Genomic DNA, 16,832 nt, shown 5'->3' with positions numbered 1-16,832 from the left:
ATGGCGGTCGGGACGTTGCGAGGGTGGGCACGTACGAGCGCCCGTGACGCGCGGGCGCGGGCACCGACGGAGACCAGACCGTGAGGGCACCGAAACGGCGCCGACAACAGCCGCGGATACCCTTGAGGAACCGCATCCTGGAGGACGAACATGGCGAACCGCGACGAGATCGAATGCTGGCTCACCGACATGGACGGCGTGCTCGTTCACGAGAACGAGGCGCTGCCCGGTGCTGCCGAGCTCATCCAGCAGTGGCGCGACACCGGCACGCCGTTCCTGGTGCTCACGAACAACTCGATCTTCACGCCGCGCGATCTCGCTGCGCGGCTGCGCGCCTCGGGACTCGACGTTCCCGAGGAGGCGATCTGGACATCCGCTCTTGCCACGGCCGCGTTCTGCAAGTCGCAGATGCCGGGCGGCAGCGCGTTCGTGATCGGGGAGGCGGGCATCACGACGGCGCTGCACGAGGCAGGGTTCATCCTCACCGAGACGAACCCCGACTACGTCGTGGTCGGCGAGACGCGCAACTACTCGTTCGAGGCCATCACGAAGGCGATCAGGCTCATCGGTCAGGGCGCACGGTTCATCGTGACCAATCCGGATGCGACGGGGCCGAGCGCCGACGGACCGCTTCCGGCCACCGGCGCCATCGCCGCTCTCATCACGAAGGCGACCGGACGTGAGCCGTACGTGGTGGGCAAGCCGAACCCGATGATGTTCCGCTCGGCGATGAACAAGATCGGCGCGCACTCCGAGAACACGGGCATGATCGGCGATCGCATGGACACCGACATCGTCGCCGGCATCGAAGCCGGTCTGCACACGGTGCTCGTGCTCACCGGAATCAGCGACCGGCGGGAGATCGAGAAGTACCCGTTCCGCCCCGACGAGGTGCTGCACGGCGTGCACGAACTGGTCGTGAGCGAACCGGTCGAGTCCGACGCGATCTGAGCCGTCTGACGCGCATCGCGTTCGCGTATCCGGACGAGTCGGACGTCCAGTAGCGTTTCGGCATGACGCGCTTCGCCGACACCGTCCCGCTCACCGGCAGCATCGCGACCCTCGAGCCGCTGACGCTCGATCACGCCGAGGGACTCGGTCGTGCCGCGTCCGACGGCGAGCTGTGGAATATCTGGTACACGACTGTGCCGCGTCCGGAGGAGATGGCCACGGAGATCGAGCGTCGGCTCGCCCTTCAGCGCACGGGAACGATGGCGCCGTGGGCGATCCGCGACTCGCGAAGCGGCGACCTTGTCGGCATGACCACGTACTGCAACATCACGCAGGAGAACCTGCGGGTGGAGATCGGCTACACCTGGATGGCCCGGTCGGCACACGGCACAGGCATCAACGCCGACGCGAAGCGGCTCCTGCTCGGCCACGCGTTCGAGACGCTGGGCTGCAACGCGGTGTACTTCCACACGCACTGGCACAATCGCCAGTCGCGGGCCGCGATCGAACGGCTCGGCGCGAAGCAGGACGGCGTGCTCCGCAGCTACCAGGTCTACAAAGGCATCGTGCGCGACACCGTGACCTACTCGATCCTGAATATCGAGTGGCCGGCCGTTCGCCAGGGACTGGATGCACGCGTCGCGCGACACCTCGGCTGAGCGCGTCGGCGGCCGTTCTAGTTCCTGCCGGTGATGTCGCCGAGGATCCCGGAGCGCTGCACCAACCGTTGACCCTCCGGTGCCACGGTGCCCGCGGGCGCATCCTGCCGCGCAGCGGGGACGGATGCGTCGCTCGACGCGACGGGTGCAGCAGCCGGCGCGCCGGCATCCGCGCGCTCATCGTGCCAGCGGCCCCATTGCGCGAACTTGTCCTCGAGGGATGCGACGAGCGAGAAGAGTCGCTGCCAGATCTGTGGATCGAGTGTGACGAGGTCGCCCTGGCCGTAGAGCAGCAGCCAGTCGTCGACGATCTCCACGTCGAGCGGTGCGGCGTTGTCGATGAAACGGGCCATGATGTCGGGCGTGAAGAGGTAGAGCGCGTCCGCCTCGTATCCCGCCGGGCAGTACAGCGTGAAGTACCGGTCGAAGTCGCCCTCGAGGCTCAACCGCTGATGAGAACGGAACCTTTCGGGAAGGTTCGTGCCGAAGAGGCTGTTGTTGCGTTTTCCGTCGAGCACAACGTTCGGCAGCGGACGGTCGAGGCGGATCGCCACGTAACCCCAGCGGTTCACGGTGTAGTTGTTCTTGTCGCCGATGCGGTACTCGTAGTTCGCGTACTCGACGAAGCGTCCGCTCGTGGCACGCAAGACCTGCCTGGCGATGCGGCCCCAGCCCTGCTGGAACACGATCCCGGGGAGATCAGGGTTCGGAACGGACGGGGAGAACTCCAGGCCGTTCGCGTCCGCGAAGCGCTGCAGGTGCAGCCATCGGGCCGGGTCCTTGCGCGACGCCGCGTACTTCACGGCGTTCGTCACGGCCCAGACCAGAAACAGCACGCCGAAGACGAGGACGACCCCGACCGCCGCCAGTCCGACACCGAATGCCGCCATCACGCCCGCGACGCCGAGCAGGACGACGCCCAGGCCCGCCTGGATCGCGACCAGGATGCCCGTCCCGAGCGGCGAATACCGCGTCCGATATCGGCCCTGCGAGCGAAGCAGACCGATGTACTCCGACACCTCGGCCCCACTCGCGTGAGACGTCAGCTCGGATCCGAATGGCCGTCCATCGCTGCTCATCGTCGGCTTCGCCTCCTCGTCGGCATCGGTTGCCTCCCACGTCCGGCACGGGTGGCAGACCCACCCTACGTGGTGCCACGTGCCGTCGAACGCCGGCTGCCGCGCCGCAGACGGTGACGAATGTCATGGAGCGCACGTGACGGATGCCGCATGCCCGCCTTGTGCCCCAGCGGGACGCTTGCCACATGAAAACGTTCCTGCACTCGTTGTCCCTTGCGGTGGCATCCGGCGTGACGGCCGAGTTCCTGCTCGGCGATCAATACCTCGGCGGCACGGCGCCTGCCGGGCAGCAGATCGCCGAGCTCATCCTGTTCACCGCGTTCTACGGATCCGCCGCGATCCTCATCCGCGAGCTCGCGCGGCGAGCGCGCGCCGGCTGGCCCGGCATCCTGACTCTTGCGCTGGCATTCGGCGTGCTCGAGGAGGGCGTGATCACGCAGTCGCTCTTCAACCCGGGATACGTCGGCGCGCACATGCTCGACTTCGGCTTCATTCCGTGGCTGGGCACGGCGGGTCCGTGGCTGATCTACGTGCTCACGCTGCACGTCGTGTGGAGCATCGGCTCGCCGATCGCCGTCATGGAGGGCGCGTTCGGGCGCCGTTCCTGGATGCGCGCGGGATGGCTCGCCATCCCGGCTGTGCTCCTCACGTTCGGGGCCGCCGCGATCTTCGTCGCGTCGTTCGCCGCAGGCGGTTTCATGGCGAACGGTGTCCGGCTCGGCGTCTCCGTCGCCATCGCCGCCGTGCTCGTCGTCGTGACGTTCACCGTGCTGCGCGGTCGCACCACGCCGGACGGCGACCCGCTGCCCGCGACCCGCTCCCGCAGGAAGCTCACCGTGCGCCGCGGATTCGCGGCAGGGATCGCGGCCGGATTCGCGCTGGGCTCCCTGTTCCAGCTCCTCTCCCAGATTCCGCACACCGTGTCGCCCTGGGTGCCGGTGACGCTGATGATCGTCATCATCGCGGCGGGCATCGTGTTCGCGTACCTCGTGCGTCCGGATGCCGTCGGCATGGGATCCGGCGCGATCCTCACCTACTGCTGGGTCGGCCTCTTCCGCGCGTTCCAGACCGGACCGGCGGCAGTGACCGAGCAGATCGTCCTCGTTCTGGTCACGCTGGGCGTGCTGGCCATCGTCGCGGTGCGGCATCTCCGGCCGGAGCGACCCACGGTGGCCGCTGCGCCCCTGAGCGGCACGCCCGAGGCCCCGGACGAGGCCCGCGCCTGAGCGCGGCGCGGAACCTCGGCCCGTTCTGCGAACCGCGGCGAGCCTCCAGCAACTCCGGAAGTCACGAGACCTGCAGGCAGTCGCGATCCCACCTCGGACGTTGCTAGGCCGCAGTTCCCGTCCCCGCCAGGATCCGCTTGGCGGGGACGAGTCCGTGCTCTGTGCCCGCAACCGGCTCGATGCCGTAGACGGCTCGGCCGGCGCGCACCAGGTCGAGGTGCGTGCCGGGCATCCCGAGGATCGCCGCCGAGTTCGCGATGTGACGCAACTGCGGCACGATCCCGTGCAGCACCGCCGCCTTCACTGCGGCGTGGTACGCGTTCAGCTGCCGATCGTTCTCGGGATGCATCCGCTCCTCGGCGTGGCCGAGCTCGCTCCACACGCCCACGATCTCGACGTCGGCAGCGGACTGCGCATCGGCGGCCGACGCGAGCAGCTCCTCCCAGAGCAGTTCGGCATCCGCCGGCCGCTCCGGACTCGTGTCCACCTTGAGGTGCACACGAGCGAGTACGCCCGTCTCTGCGCTCGCGTCGCACGCCGCTGCCAGCTGCCGGTGGTCGGCGACGGACAGATCGACGGATGCCGCGACCGCGCGTTCGACCGACGCCGTACGCTCCGCATCCCACTCCCACACGAACACGGGTACTGTGACTCCGGCCGCACGCAGGCGGAGGGCCTCCTCGATGCCCGCGGTACCCAGCCAGCGAGCGCCGCCGGCGAGCGCCGCGTGCGCGACGGGCAGGAGGCCGTGACCGAAGGCATCCGCTGTCACGATCGCCATGACCTGAGCGCGTGACTGCCGGTCGAAGGTCGCGGCGGCGAGCACCTCGACGTTGTGCCGGATGGCGGCGAGGTCCACCGTGTCGCCACGGTCGGTCGCGACGAAGTCCACCGGGGCGCTGGACGGGGTGATGACCTCAGAGCCGGACATCCCCGCCGTCACTTCCTCTCCTGCGTGGGCATGGTCTGCGTCGCTCCAGGAGGAACCGGCATCGGCTGCAGTGCCGCTGTGGTCTGCGCTGCGAGGTTCGCCGCCGTCGTCTGCGCGGCGAACTGCACGTTCTTCGGTGCCGGTCGGGCGCCGGGGCGCAGCGCGTTGGTGAAGTCGCCGAACGTCGCGCGGCGCCACCGGCTGATCGGTCCGAAGGTGACGGGGCCGTGGCCGGAGAGGCCGCCGGCGGCGGTCACGGCTTCGATGAGCTGCAGTCCCGACGTGTGGTCCGATGCCTCGGAGAACACGTGTCCGCCAACGGTCCAGGGCGAGACGATGATGCACGGCACACGGAATCCGCCGCCGATCGGCAGTCCACCGCCCGGCGTGCCCTTCGGCGACGCGACGTGCACGAACTCCTCCGGGTATCTGTCGGGGTCGGGCACGGGAGGGGCGACGTGGTCGAAGAATCCGTCGTTCTCGTCGTAGTTGAGCACGAAGACCGTGGAGTTCCACAGCTCCTCGTTGCCGGCCAGCGCCTCGAGCTTGGACGCGAGGTACTGCGCGCCGGCGGCGGGCAGGTTCGGCGGATGCTCGTCCGACGCGCCGGGCATGAGCAGCCACGACACATCCGGCAGCACGCCGTTGGCGCAGTCCTCCTCGAACGCGAGCGTCGGAACGGATGCCGGGGTCGGGTTGAGCGGATCGCCGATGCCTCCAGGAGTCCCGTCTCCGAACAGCGTGCTGCCGGTCATGATCGGGTTGTACAGCCTGTCGTCGACGAGTCCGCGGGTCTGGAAGTTCGCGAACCAGGAGAAGACGTTGAATCCGCTCGACGTGCCCGCGAAGTAGTTCTTCGTCGTGTATCCGGCGTTGTACAGGGTCTCGGCCGAGGTGGGGAACGTCATCGGGTTGGGCGTGACGGTCTCCAGCACCGGACCGCCGAACTTGCCGGCCGGATCGATGTCGCCCGTCATCCACATGATGCGGTTGGGATCCGTCGGGCCCATCACCGAGCAGTGGTATGCGTCGAGCAGCGTGAACGACTCCGCGAGCGCCCAGTGGAACGGGACGTCCTCGCGTGTGTAGTACCCCATGGTGAAGGAGCCGTTGACGTCGCCGTCGGATGCGAGGTGGGTCGTCATCCAGCTGTCCATGGCGCCGTTGTTCCACGACGCATGCTGGTCGCGCCAGTCGTGCGAGAGCGAGGGGACGGCGGCGGCGCCGGTGCTGAGCGTTGACATGTGGAACGGCTCGAGGTAGCCGTCGGGGTTCGCGGGATCCGGCTGCTGGAAGACCGAGCGACCGTTCGCGAGCCGGAGCGCCTTGTTGTCGCTGAAGCCCCGCGCTCCCGGATACGTGCCGAAGTAGTGGTCGAACGACCGGTTCTCCATCATCACGTACACCACGTGCTTCACCTGGCTCAGGTCGAACCTCTGCGGCTTCGCCGCCGCTGCGGCCGCCGCGAGGCCCGACGGCAGCACGCCGGCCAGACCGGCAGCTCCCGCCACCGCCGCGGCGCCGGTGAGGAACCTGCGCCTGGAGAGGGCGGTGTTCAAGATCTTGCTGCTCGTGTCTGTCATTCCTGTCTCTTCTGCTCGTCTTTTCGGCTCGGTCGTCACTGGTCGTGCGGGTCGGCTGTCGCTGTCGGCCGCGCTACTTGTCCGACGGCGTCGGCGTGTTGGTCGCCGATGGCGTGTCCGACGGTGTCGGCACCGCGGTCGACGATCCTGTCGGCGTGGGGGTGGGTGTCGGAGTCACGGATGGGGTCGGGGTCCCCGTCGAGGTCGGCGTCCCCGTGGGCGTCGGAGTCACGGTCGGCGTCGACGTGCTCGTCGCCTTGGATCCGGATGCCGTCGGTCCCGCCGCGCTTCCTGGCCTCACCAGTCCGCCGATCACCTGGGCGATGCTCGAGTTCTTCGTGTCGGCGATGTAGAGCGTGTTCGTCGAGGCGTCGATGCCGAGTGCGTACGGCGTGTTCAGCCTCGACTTCTCCGGTGTGAATCCGCTGCTCTCGCCGCCTGGCGCCGGTGCTGCGCCCGCGGCGCCTGCCGCATTCACGACGGTGCTGATGATGCCGTCGGGGGTCACCTCGCGCACCGCGTTGTTGAAGGTGTCCGCGATGAACAGGTCGCCTGCACCGTCGACGGCCACGCCCTGCGGGTCGTTCAGCTGTGCGGCAGTCGCGGGTCCGCCGTCGCCGGAGAATCCGCCGCGTCCGTCGTTCGCCTTGCCGGCCGCGTGATTGCCCGCGACCGTCGAGATCTCGCCGGTTCCGGCATCCACTCGCCGGATCACGTTGTCGCCGGAGTCCGCGATGTACAGGTTGCCCTTGGCATCCAGCGCAAGGCCGGTCGGCATGGTGAGGGATGCCTTGCTCGCCCGTCCGCCGTCGCCCTTGTAACCCGAGCCCTTGCCGCCGGCGACCTGGAAGATGCTTCCGAACGGGGAGACCTTCACGACCCGGTGGTTGTAGGTGTCGGAGATGTAGACGTCACCTGCCGCGTCGACGGCCAGGCCCTCCGGATGGTTCAGCGCCGTTGACGTCGCCCTTCCGCCGTTCTTCGCTGACGCCGGGATGCTGCCCGCGCCCGCCTTTCCGGTGCCCGCGATGCGGACGATCGTGCCGTCCGTGCGGATCTCGCGCACCGTGTTGTCTCCGCTGTCGGCGATGAACAGGTTCCCGTTCGTGTCTTCGGCCGTCGTGAACGGCTGATACAGGGTCGCGTTCGCCGCTGCCCGGCCGTCGCCCGTCTCGCCATAGCCCTCGAGGGATCCCGCGATCACCGTGGTGTTGCCGTTCCCGTCGAGGGTGGCAACGACGTTGTCGCCCGTGTTGGACACGAACACCGTGCCGGCCAGAGCGGAAACGCCCGCCGGACGGTCCAGCGCCCCCGCCACCACGTTCGGCACGCTGACGCCGCTGCCCGGGTCGATGTGCGTTCCGGTGTCACCGGTTGCCGCCGTGTACGGCATCGTCTCGAGGATGGTGCCGCTCGGGGCCGCGCTGTCGCCGATGACGAGACTGAGATCATCCGCTTCGCCGTTGGAGTCGTTGCCGGAGCTGACAGCGGTCATCGTGATGGTGACGACGGCCTTCGCGGAACCCGAGGGGACCGTGCCGTACCACGCCTGCTGCACGAGGCTCGAGACGCTTCCGCGCTGCCCGGCCTTCACGGGTCCGATCGCGGCGTAGCCGACGGTGGTGCCCTGGCTGCTCTGGAACGTGACGGAGACCACCGCGTTGTCGTCCTGGGTGGCGTACCCGCCGAGGAGTCCGGAGAGCTTGAAGTCCTTGCCCGCGGCGTCCACCGCGCTCAGGTCGACCGTCTGGGTCGCCTTCGTCGCGACGCCCGCGATGCCGCCGTTCGGGTTCGTACCGCCCCAGAAGACGCGCGAACTCGTGCGGGCGGGCGGATAGGTCGACGTCGACTGCGCGGACGACTCGGCGACCGCCTCCGGCGCCGGGAGCGCTGAGGAGCTCACCCAGCAGTCGACGAGGCTGATCGTGTCGTCGCCAGGGGCGCCCATCCAGACGCCGGGCGTGTAGTCCTCTGCACCGGGATTCGCGATGAGGTTCGTGTCGAGCGCCGGCGTGACGAGATCGGCCGCCGGGCAGTTCGGGCTCGAGCCATGGGTGCCGGACGTGAGGTCGTAGCTCTGGCCGGTCGCGCCGGCTGACGTCGGATCGACGGTGAAGTTCAGATCGTCCGCGACGCCGTTGTTGTCGTTTCCGGTCGCGATGGCGGTCGCGCTCAGCGTGATGACGACCTTCGCGGTTCCGGCTGGAAGGCTTCCGACGGTCTGCACGGGAAGGAGGCCGTTGTCCGCGGTCGTGCCGCCCTCGTACGCGAGGTAGTCCGCCGCCGCCACTCGCTCCGGCTCGGTGATCGGGTTGGTCGACGCGGTGGAGATCGCGTTGCCCGTCGCGTCGATGAATGTCGCCGACAGGCTGTCGAAGTCGCCCTGCGTCGAGTATCCGCCGAGCTTTCCGGACAACTGGTAGGTGTGGGTTCCCGTGCTGAGCGAGCTGACGTCGATCGTCTGCGTCGCTGTGCTCGTCGTGCCCTGCACCTGGTTGGTGAAGCCCGCGGCGGGCTTGAATCCGCCTGTGCCTGCCTTGGTCGCCGAGGCTGTGCCGCCGAAGAACACGCGGGATCCGCTCAGGCCCGGATACGTCTTCGCGGTCGTCGCGTACGACTCGATCACCGCGTCGGGCGAGGGCAGCTCGCTGCCGCTCACCCAGCAGTCCGGAAGCGACACCTGAGCATCCGCAGTCCCTTCGCCGGTCACACCGCCGCCCGTTCCGTACGGGTAGTCGACGAGCGTCGAATCCTCTGCACCGGGGTTCGAGATGAGGTTGGCACCGCTCACGACGGGGGCAGGAGTCGGGCAGACCGCGGACTCGTCGTAGCTCTGCGCGGTGGGTGCGACGGCCGAGTCTCCGATCGTGAGGTCGAGGTTGTCCGCGCTCGCGTCGTTGTTGCCTGCGCCGCCGTGGGTGAAGGTCATGGTCACGACGACCTGCTTCGCACCTGCAGGCACGACCCCGTACGCGCTACGCGGGACTTCGGATGACACATCTCCGCGATCCGCTGCCATCACCGGTCCGAGCTTGGTGACGACCGAGCTCCCCGAATCGTCGGACACGGAAGCGTCGGCCACGGAGGCTCCGGATGCGTCCTCCCAGGTCGCCGTGATCACCGTGTTGTCGTCCTGGTCGGCGTATCCGCCCATCGACCCCGACAGCGAGAACGGTGTGCCTGTGACGTCGCCGAGCGAGTCGAGCGAGATGGTCTGGGATGCCGTCGTGACGGTGCCGGCCACTGCCTTGTCGTTCGCGCTCCTGCCGCCGTAGAAGTTGGATCCGCTCGCCCCCGGATAGCTCGACGAGACAACACTCGCGATCTCGTTCGCGGGATCGCTGCCGAGGATCGTCGAGGTCACGGCCCAGCAGTCCGGCAGGAGGACGCCGTCCGGGTCCGGCACCGTCGTGCCGCTGGCCGTACCCGCGCCGCCGGGAACGTCGCCGCGGCGGGTCGAGTACGTGGCATCCGGATTCGAGATGAGGTTCGTGTTCAGCGCTGCGGTCGCCTGGCCGGTCGTCGAGCTGCAGTACGAGGACCCGGTCAGGTCGTAGCTCTGCTGGGTGCTGGTCGTGGCGGCGAGGGCCCGTGGCAGCGTGAGTCCGGCGACGGACAGTGCCACCGCACCTGCGACGACCGCCGCTGAAATGACGATGGTCCGACGCCAGGTCCGCCTCGCCCTCAGCTCGGCCCACTTCGACTTCAGTTCGACGTTCACCGCACGACCTTCCTCAGTTCAGGGCACCTGCACGCACCACACCTGAAATCGCCGTGCGTGAGCGCGAAATCTGCGCGCGGCAGCTCTGCACTGGCTCGCCGAGGCACGACAGGTCAGGGCAGGACGAACGAGCTCGGGCCGCATGGCGCGTGACCCTCGCTCAGGGGGTGGGACCGGAATAGACGGTGGCCGCCGAAGATGAACGGGAGCACTCGATCAGATGGCCGGACGGGGGTCGGCAGGTATCGAAAACCGGTCGGACGTCGAATCCCGACCGCGACGCGTCCGGCGCCGCCGCTACTGAGGGCCGGGGCCCTGGAGACTGCCGGTGATCGGCTGTCCCGACGACCGGTTCACGAAGCAGAAGTACGAGCGCTGCCCGGCCTTCCACTGCTTGTCCGTGACCGGGTAGCTGCCCTGCAGCTGGGCGTCGTCGTACTGACCGGCGGCGTCGAGGTTGAGCACACCGGGACGCGAGCAGAGCGCGTTGATCTGCCCGGCCAGCGCATCCGCTCCGGGATACGCGGCGTTCGCGTCGGTGGAGAAGACGCTCGTGTAGACCATCTGGGCGGCGTGCGGAGTGCCGCAGTCGACGACGGTGAACGTGTCGGCCCACGGCGTGCTGAACGGATCGAGGCACTCGCCGCCGCGCAGCGAGTCCCACGGATGCTTGCCGGGCGCCTGCGGACCGGTCGCAGCCGGCGTCGCCGTCGGCGTCGGCGTGGGGGTGGCCGTCTTCGTCGCGGTCGGAGTCGGCGAGGGCGTCGTCACCGGATGGCTCACGGTGCGCCCCACGATGAAGAGCGCGATGAGCAGCAGTACGAGCAGCATCGCTCCGGCGACGATGAGCATGATGCGCTGGGCGCGCGGGGACGGACCTCCGGTGTCGTCGTCATGGTCGCCGGGTCCGCTTGCACCACGACCGGATCCGCTGCCCGATCCACCGGAACCGCTGCCCGATCCGCCACCGGATCCGCCGGACGAGCCGCCGCGCGACGGGCCAGAGCCGCCGTGCCTGCCGGAGCCGTCGCCGTCCGATGTGTCCTGCCGCGAGCGACCTCGCCGGTATGACGGGTTGTCGCCCTGTGCATCGGAGGCGGCACCTGCGACGGACGCGCCGAGGGCCGACTCGGCCCCCGTCGGAGTGGCGCCGGCCGCCCCTGCGGCAGCGACCCCCGCAACGGCGGAAGCGCCCCATGGCCACCCCGGCGTCGGCACGGCGTCACCCTCCGGCAGGTCGTAAGCGGCTGCCTCGCTCGCGGCCGCCCCTGGCAGAGCCTCCGTCGTCGACGTGGCGGTGATCGCGGCGAAGAGGTCCGTCGCGGTGAGGTCCTTGGGCTCGCGTGGCTGATCCGTGTCGTGCGGGGCGGCATCGCGAGCCGCGACATCCGGGGTCGCGGAGGCGTTCGGCGCGTCATCCGGTCCCGCGGCCTGATCGGTGCCGTCTGCTGCAGCGACGCCGTCGGCCTGATCGTCGAAGAGGTCGCCGAACAGCGACCAGGACGAGGCTGCGGGCTGCGCGGCATCCGGGGCGGAATCGTACGAGGAGGGCCACGCGGATGTCTGGTCCTGCGTCTCGGCCACGGACGCGTCCTCCCACGGGAAGGCCGGCGGCGAACCGGCCGGCGGCACCGGCGGCCACTGCGGCTGGGCGGGGAGCGGAGGCACGGCATCCGTCGGATCCGGCTCGGGCGACCGACGCGTGGTGACCCAGGGAAGCGAGACGGTCCCGGGCGCCGGCTCAGAATGCGGCGGCTCGCTGTGCGTCGGCTCGTCCTGTGCCGGGCCGTGCTGCGCCGGGTCGTCCTGTGCCGGGCCGTGCTGCCCCGACTCGTACCGTGCCCGCTCGCTCTGTGCCTGCTCGCCTCTCCACGGCTCGACGGTCGGCGATGTCGGCGGCACGATCGGGCCTGGCGGCACGACGGGCGCCGGCGGCACGATCGGGCCCGGCGGCACGATCGACGTCGGCGGCACAATCGGTTCCGCGGCCGGCTCGGCGGGTGCCTGGGGCGCCGGCTGCTCGTACACCGGCGGGATGTACGGTGCCAGCGGCACGGACGGCGGCACCAGCCCTCGGTGCCTGTTGTCGCCTGGGGCCGGCGGAACCGGCGGGGCGGATGCCGCCGCATCCTGTCCTGCACCGGAGGCATCGGACGCACCGTGGATGCGCGGGTCGGGAGCCCCGTTCGGCGTCAGCCCCCAGAAGAAGCCGCCACCCCCTGCTGAGAGGTTCGCGTCGGTGTCGCGCGGCGCCGGCGCCGGACGGGGCGGGATGGGCATCGACAGCTCGGGGATGTCGTAGGCAGGCGGCGCCGATCGGGGATCCGGCAGCTCCGGTTGCCGTTGGGACGAGACCGGCGGGGGCGCCGGGAACATGGGCTCGAGGCCATCCGCTTCATCGTCGATGCCGAGGTCGTCGTCGACGTCGCCGAACAACGACGCGAAGTCGTCGTCGGGTTCGTCGGACCCGTTCGGCCCGTGGAGGAAGCGGCCGGCCACTACGACAGACCCAGGTCGTCCAGTCCGATGGCGGCGAGGTAGGGATAGCCGGCGGATTCGATCACTTCGCGGGCACCGGTGTTGCGGTCGACGACGACAGCGACGGCCGCGATCTCCGCTCCGACCTTCTGCAGCGCCTCGATCGCCTTGAGCGGGGAACCACCCGTGGTGGACGTGTCCTCCAGCACGATCACGCGCTTTCCCTCGAGCTCAGGACCCTCGACCTGCTTGCCGCGGCCGTGATCCTTCGGCTCCTTGCGCACGACGAACGCGTCGTACGCGAGTCCCCTGGCTGCACCCTGGTGCAGGACAGCCGCAGCGATCGGGTCGGCTCCCATCGTCATCCCGCCGACGGCTGCCACGTCGGGCACCTCGGCGATGAGGTCGAGCATGACCTGTCCGATGAGCGGAGCGACGCGGTGGTCGAGGCTCACCTTGCGAAGGTCGACGTAGAACGACGCCTTCTTTCCGCTGGTCAGCGTGAAGTCGCCGTGGAAGACGGCCTCGTTCGAGATGTGGTCGATGAGCTGCTGGCGGGAGTCGGTCACGAGCATCCAGAGTAGCGGGGGTAGGCCTGGGAAGGCGCTGGAGCTGGGAGCAATGCCAGCGCCGAGGCGACTGCGCCGACTCGGTTGCGGGCAACGTCCCGATCATCGAGTGATCCCCGCCTCGACCCGACGCGCCGCTTGCTACGGTCGCAGCATGGAGAGACGCGGGCGCGAGGGTGCAGGCGGACCATACGTCTATCTCCACTCGTCGAGGCGATCACCCGGCCTGGCCTGGCCGATCGCGAACCGGCTCTCGAACAGCCGGTTCGCGATCATGCCGGGCTACGGCGCGGAAGCTGCACGACGATTCGACCAGGATGCGTGGGAGTCACGGCTCCTCGGAGAGTGCGACGGCGGCGGAATCGTCGTCGCACATTCATTTGGAGGGCCGGTCGCCATGAGTGCTGCCTTTGGGCGCGCAGATCTTGTCCGGGCACTGGTGCTGTTCGAGCCCGCGGCGTACGCGCTAGGGCGAGGACTCGCATCCGTCGAAGGCCACATCAGCCGTCTGCAGCCGGTGCTCGACCGTGCCGAGGACCTGGATGCAGCCCATTTCGCAGTCGAGTTCGCGGCCGCCATGAGCGGGGAGGCGGTCGAGACGCCGACCACACCGGGGGCACTTCTCGACGCAGAACGTCAGCGACTTCTCCCCGGCCCGTGGACCCTCGACACTCCCGCAACGACCGGGGTGCCGACTCTCGTCATCACGGGAGGGTGGAACGACCAGTACGAGTCGATCGCCGACCGGATAGCAGACGCAGAGCACGTCGTGCTGACCGGTCACGGCCACCGACCTCAAGACCACCCGGACGCTGCCGATGTCTTACTCGAATTCGTCAATCGATCCGCGGCGCCCTGATCCGGTGGCCACGCGCGGCGCCGTTGCATCCGGCTCAGAACAGACCGATCATGTGGGTTGCGAATGAGCGCATGTAACCCCGTTCCACAACCGGGTTGCCTATCATCGTGATATGTCGGGCGTTGCTGAGTCTCTGCGGGAATCACGTACCGAAGTGCTCGCCGCTGCAGATGCCAGAGGGCTCAGCAACGTGCGCGTTTTCGGCTCCGTTGCACGAGGTGAGGCGACATCGAAGTCCGATGTCGACCTGCTCGTGCACCCTCATGCGGGCAGCAGCATATTCGACCTGGCGGGCTTCATGTCCGAAGTCGAAGAATTGCTCGGTGCAAAGGTCGACGTAGTCTCCGACAGGGGCACCGGGCGGGCGATGGAACGCATCCTGGCCGAGGCCGTACCTCTGTGAGCGAGGACCGGACACCTGCGATCCTCGCGGACATGTCACGTTTCGCGAGGTCTGCCGCACGGGTGGTGTCGCGGGGCCGACAGGTCTTCTTCGATCCTGATGATGACGACCAACGACGCATCGCGCGCTCGATCATCGTCGACCTTTCTGCGGCCGCAGAAAGGCTTCCGGAGTCGTTCCGTGCTGCGCACCCGGGGATCGATTGGAAGGGTATGCGCGCCGTCCGGAATTTCATTGCACACGACTACGACGGCACCGACGAGGAGATCCTGTGGCAAGCCATCGCGGTGCAGATGCCGGCGATCGCTGAGGAGCTCGGACTCTTTCGCTAGGTAACCCAGCACGATGGGCAGCCGCGCTTCGGCGCTGCCTCACCTCTGAGACGGCCTCGGGTCCCGTGCCCCCGATACCCTGGGGCGATGCAGCAACGCCTCGTCCGGCTGGTCAGCGCCGCGGCCGCCGTGATCGCACTCGCCGGGCTCGGCACGGTAGTCGGCTCGGCGTTGTCTGCGATGCCGGCACAGGCATCCGTTCCGGCGTCCTCAGCCGACACCTCGGCGTCGCGCGGCGGCACCGACCCCGCGCTCGGCGGGGTTCTTCGGCCGTTCGCCGACGACCCGGTCGCGGAACTGACCGTCGACCGCTTCGACTCGGTCTTCGACCTGCATCGTGACGCCGACAAGAACTCGTCGATGACGGTGACCGAGACGATCGCGGTGCGGTTCCCGGATTCGGATGTCAACCACGGCATCGAGCGCGCGATCCCGACCTACGTCGACGACATCCCACTGCACCTCCGCCTCCAGTCCGTCACGGATGCCGCTGGCACGCCGCAGCCGTACGCGACGGTCGACAGCGACGACGCCGGATACGGCGACGACATGACGGTCTTCCGCATCGGCGACAAGGATGCGTACGTGCACGGCGCGAAGACGTACGTGATCACGTACACGCTGCAGAACGTGGTCAGCCACTTCGCCGACACCGACGACGCCGAACTGTACTGGGACGTGAACGGCACCGGATGGAGCTCCCGCATCGGCGAGGCATCCGTGCGCATCAACCTCCACGACGGCACCGCCGACGGGCTGAACGGACAGAGCGCGTGCTACCCAGCGGCATCCGAGGCGTCGGCGTCGGATTCGCCGTGCACCATCCGTCGTGACGGCGACACGATCGTCTCGAGTGTGAAGGGCCTGAACTCCTACTACTCGCTCACCGTCGCGATCGGATTCCGCAACGCCGCGTTCGCCGAGCCGCCGCACGCCACCCGGCAGTGGCAGTGGACCGTGCTGCCGTGGCTGTTCTTCCTCCCGTTGTTGGCCGCACTGGTGTGGGTCATCTACCTGCGCGCCGGGCCGTTCCGCGATGCCAAGGGCCGAGGCATCATCGTGCCCGAGTACGACGCGCCGCGCGGCGTGTGGCCGATGCTCGCCGCCGACTTCCTGCGCAAGGGCGGCACCGCGTTCGCCGCCGAGCTCGTCGGCCTCGCGGTTGGCAAGTATCTGACCATCTCAGAGAACACGGATGCTCCGGCCACCGAGCGCTACACGCTCACGCTGGTGAACACCGACTGGTCGTCGCTGGACGAGTCCGAGATCGCGCTGCTCGGCGCCCTTTTCCCGCAGGCCACGGTGGGCGACCGGCGCGTGCTGGACCAGACGAGCAGGACGCTCGGCGACGCGCTCGCCGCGCAGCGCGCATCCGCTCCTCGCAGGGTCACCGAGCTGGGCCTCCGCGCGCGGGCGAAGCGCAGGGGCAACGGCTGGGTGCGCCTGGGACTCGGTCTGCTCGTGGTGCTGCCCATCGTTCACCTTGTGCTCGCGGGTCTCAACATGGCCGGCGTCTGGTGGGTGGCGCTGCCCGACATCGTCGCCACGGTGTTCGCGATCGTGCTCCTCGTGCTGAGCACGCCGCGCATGCGGATCACGGACAAGGGTGCCGAGGTGCGCGATCATCTCGAGGGGCTGCGGGTGTACATCCAGCTCGCCGAGAAGGATCGCCTCGCGTTCCTGCAGAGCCCGCAGACCGCCGAGCGGATCGACGTCACCGACGCGGGCGCCGTCATCAAGCTGTACGAGAAGGTGCTGCCGTACGCGATGGTGCTGGGCATCTCGGAGCAGTGGGTCAAGGTGCTGCAGGATCGCTACGCGACGACGAACCAGTCGTCGCCGGACTGGTATGCGGGTCCGTCGCCCTTCCTCAGCCTCGCCCTGTGGTCGAGCGCGGTCTCCAGCTCGGGATTCGCCACGACGCCTGCCTCCTCGAGCGGAAGCTCGAGCTCGTTCGGCGGCTCCGGCGGAGGCGGATTCTCCGGAGGCGGCGGAGGAGGAGGCGGCGGGGGCGGCTGGTAGGCCCACCGACCCACAATTG

General features: G+C 69.0%; 13 protein-coding genes. 7 read left to right on the top strand and 6 right to left on the bottom strand.

All coding sequences use genetic code 11. The features are described 5' to 3' along the window. Positions 1 to 150: 150 nt before the first annotated feature. Entirely contained in the window at positions 151 to 951 is an 801-nt protein-coding gene (locus ACX9R5_RS04685) for an HAD-IIA family hydrolase (RefSeq protein WP_459407833.1), read from the top strand. A 62-nt stretch (positions 952 to 1,013) separates the two neighbouring features. Further along, entirely contained in the window at positions 1,014 to 1,610 is a 597-nt protein-coding gene (locus ACX9R5_RS04680; protein ID WP_459407832.1) for a GNAT family N-acetyltransferase, read from the top strand. Positions 1,611 to 1,627: 17 nt separating this feature from the next. Here the strand turns inward: ACX9R5_RS04680 and ACX9R5_RS04675 are convergent, their stop codons facing one another. Next, positions 1,628 to 2,689: a hypothetical protein gene (locus tag ACX9R5_RS04675; RefSeq protein ID WP_459407831.1), complete on the bottom strand. Its 1,062-nt coding sequence runs from the start codon at positions 2,687 to 2,689 to the stop codon at positions 1,628 to 1,630. Between the two features lie 185 nt (positions 2,690 to 2,874). Between ACX9R5_RS04675 and ACX9R5_RS04670 the strand changes: the two genes are divergently transcribed. Further along, positions 2,875 to 3,915: a hypothetical protein gene (locus tag ACX9R5_RS04670; RefSeq protein ID WP_459407830.1), complete on the top strand. Its 1,041-nt coding sequence runs from the start codon at positions 2,875 to 2,877 to the stop codon at positions 3,913 to 3,915. A gap of 103 nt (positions 3,916 to 4,018) precedes the next feature. Here the strand turns inward: ACX9R5_RS04670 and ACX9R5_RS04665 are convergent, their stop codons facing one another. The 5 genes from ACX9R5_RS04665 to pyrE form a co-directional block, all read right to left on the bottom strand. Then, positions 4,019 to 4,846 carry an alanine racemase gene (locus ACX9R5_RS04665; protein WP_459407829.1) on the bottom strand — a complete coding sequence of 276 codons (828 nt, stop codon included), beginning with the start codon at positions 4,844 to 4,846 and terminating at the stop codon, positions 4,019 to 4,021. An 8-nt stretch (positions 4,847 to 4,854) separates the two neighbouring features. Then, complete coding sequence (locus tag ACX9R5_RS04660; RefSeq protein WP_459407828.1) at positions 4,855 to 6,429, bottom strand: phospholipase C; 1,575 nt, start codon at positions 6,427 to 6,429, stop codon at positions 4,855 to 4,857. 73 nt (positions 6,430 to 6,502) lie between these two features. Then, positions 6,503 to 10,150: an NHL domain-containing protein gene (locus ACX9R5_RS04655; protein ID WP_459407827.1), complete on the bottom strand. Its 3,648-nt coding sequence runs from the start codon at positions 10,148 to 10,150 to the stop codon at positions 6,503 to 6,505. A 297-nt stretch (positions 10,151 to 10,447) separates the two neighbouring features. Beyond that, positions 10,448 to 12,649, bottom strand: coding sequence for a hypothetical protein (locus tag ACX9R5_RS04650; protein ID WP_459407826.1), 2,202 nt, complete (start codon positions 12,647 to 12,649; stop codon positions 10,448 to 10,450). Continuing rightward, positions 12,649 to 13,203: an orotate phosphoribosyltransferase gene (gene pyrE, locus ACX9R5_RS04645; RefSeq protein ID WP_459407825.1), complete on the bottom strand. Its 555-nt coding sequence runs from the start codon at positions 13,201 to 13,203 to the stop codon at positions 12,649 to 12,651. The genes ACX9R5_RS04650 and pyrE overlap by 1 nt, the downstream gene beginning before the upstream one ends. A 148-nt stretch (positions 13,204 to 13,351) precedes the next feature. On the opposite strand from pyrE, the gene ACX9R5_RS04640 reads away from it, so the two are divergent. The 4 genes from ACX9R5_RS04640 to ACX9R5_RS04625 all read left to right on the top strand — a co-directional run bounded on the left by ACX9R5_RS04640 (position 13,352) and on the right by ACX9R5_RS04625 (position 16,813). Beyond that, entirely contained in the window at positions 13,352 to 14,056 is a 705-nt protein-coding gene (locus tag ACX9R5_RS04640) for an alpha/beta fold hydrolase (protein WP_459407824.1), read from the top strand. A 112-nt stretch (positions 14,057 to 14,168) separates the two neighbouring features. Further along, positions 14,169 to 14,459 (top strand): nucleotidyltransferase family protein, encoded by a 291-nt coding sequence (locus ACX9R5_RS04635; RefSeq protein ID WP_459407823.1) that lies wholly within the window; start codon positions 14,169 to 14,171, stop codon positions 14,457 to 14,459. A gap of 32 nt (positions 14,460 to 14,491) precedes the next feature. Further along, positions 14,492 to 14,791 carry a HepT-like ribonuclease domain-containing protein gene (locus tag ACX9R5_RS04630; protein WP_459407822.1) on the top strand — a complete coding sequence of 100 codons (300 nt, stop codon included), beginning with the start codon at positions 14,492 to 14,494 and terminating at the stop codon, positions 14,789 to 14,791. 87 nt (positions 14,792 to 14,878) lie between these two features. After that, positions 14,879 to 16,813, top strand: coding sequence for a DUF2207 domain-containing protein (locus tag ACX9R5_RS04625; RefSeq protein ID WP_459407821.1), 1,935 nt, complete (start codon positions 14,879 to 14,881; stop codon positions 16,811 to 16,813). Positions 16,814 to 16,832 lie beyond the last annotated feature (19 nt).

This window comes from Rathayibacter sp. CAU 1779 (assembly GCF_054551755.1).
The sequence above is the reverse complement of the archived record's forward strand: the minus strand, read 5'-3'. Positions and strand labels throughout refer to the sequence as shown.

Excerpts from the sequence above, each read along its gene's own strand:
- ACX9R5_RS04665 (WP_459407829.1), bottom strand. The coding sequence starts at position 4,846 with ATGTCCGGCTCTGAGGTCATCACCCCGTCCAGCGCCCCGGTGGACTTC.
- ACX9R5_RS04635 (WP_459407823.1), top strand. The coding sequence starts at position 14,169 with ATGTCGGGCGTTGCTGAGTCTCTGCGGGAATCACGTACCGAAGTGCTC.
- ACX9R5_RS04640 (WP_459407824.1), top strand. The coding sequence starts at position 13,352 with ATGGAGAGACGCGGGCGCGAGGGTGCAGGCGGACCATACGTCTATCTC.
- ACX9R5_RS04685 (WP_459407833.1), top strand. The coding sequence starts at position 151 with ATGGCGAACCGCGACGAGATCGAATGCTGGCTCACCGACATGGACGGC.
- ACX9R5_RS04660 (WP_459407828.1), bottom strand. The coding sequence starts at position 6,429 with ATGACAGACACGAGCAGCAAGATCTTGAACACCGCCCTCTCCAGGCGC.
- ACX9R5_RS04675 (WP_459407831.1), bottom strand. The coding sequence starts at position 2,689 with ATGAGCAGCGATGGACGGCCATTCGGATCCGAGCTGACGTCTCACGCG.
- ACX9R5_RS04625 (WP_459407821.1), top strand. The coding sequence starts at position 14,879 with ATGCAGCAACGCCTCGTCCGGCTGGTCAGCGCCGCGGCCGCCGTGATC.
- ACX9R5_RS04630 (WP_459407822.1), top strand. The coding sequence starts at position 14,492 with ATGTCACGTTTCGCGAGGTCTGCCGCACGGGTGGTGTCGCGGGGCCGA.
- pyrE (WP_459407825.1), bottom strand. The coding sequence starts at position 13,203 with ATGCTCGTGACCGACTCCCGCCAGCAGCTCATCGACCACATCTCGAAC.
- ACX9R5_RS04680 (WP_459407832.1), top strand. The coding sequence starts at position 1,014 with ATGACGCGCTTCGCCGACACCGTCCCGCTCACCGGCAGCATCGCGACC.
- ACX9R5_RS04670 (WP_459407830.1), top strand. The coding sequence starts at position 2,875 with ATGAAAACGTTCCTGCACTCGTTGTCCCTTGCGGTGGCATCCGGCGTG.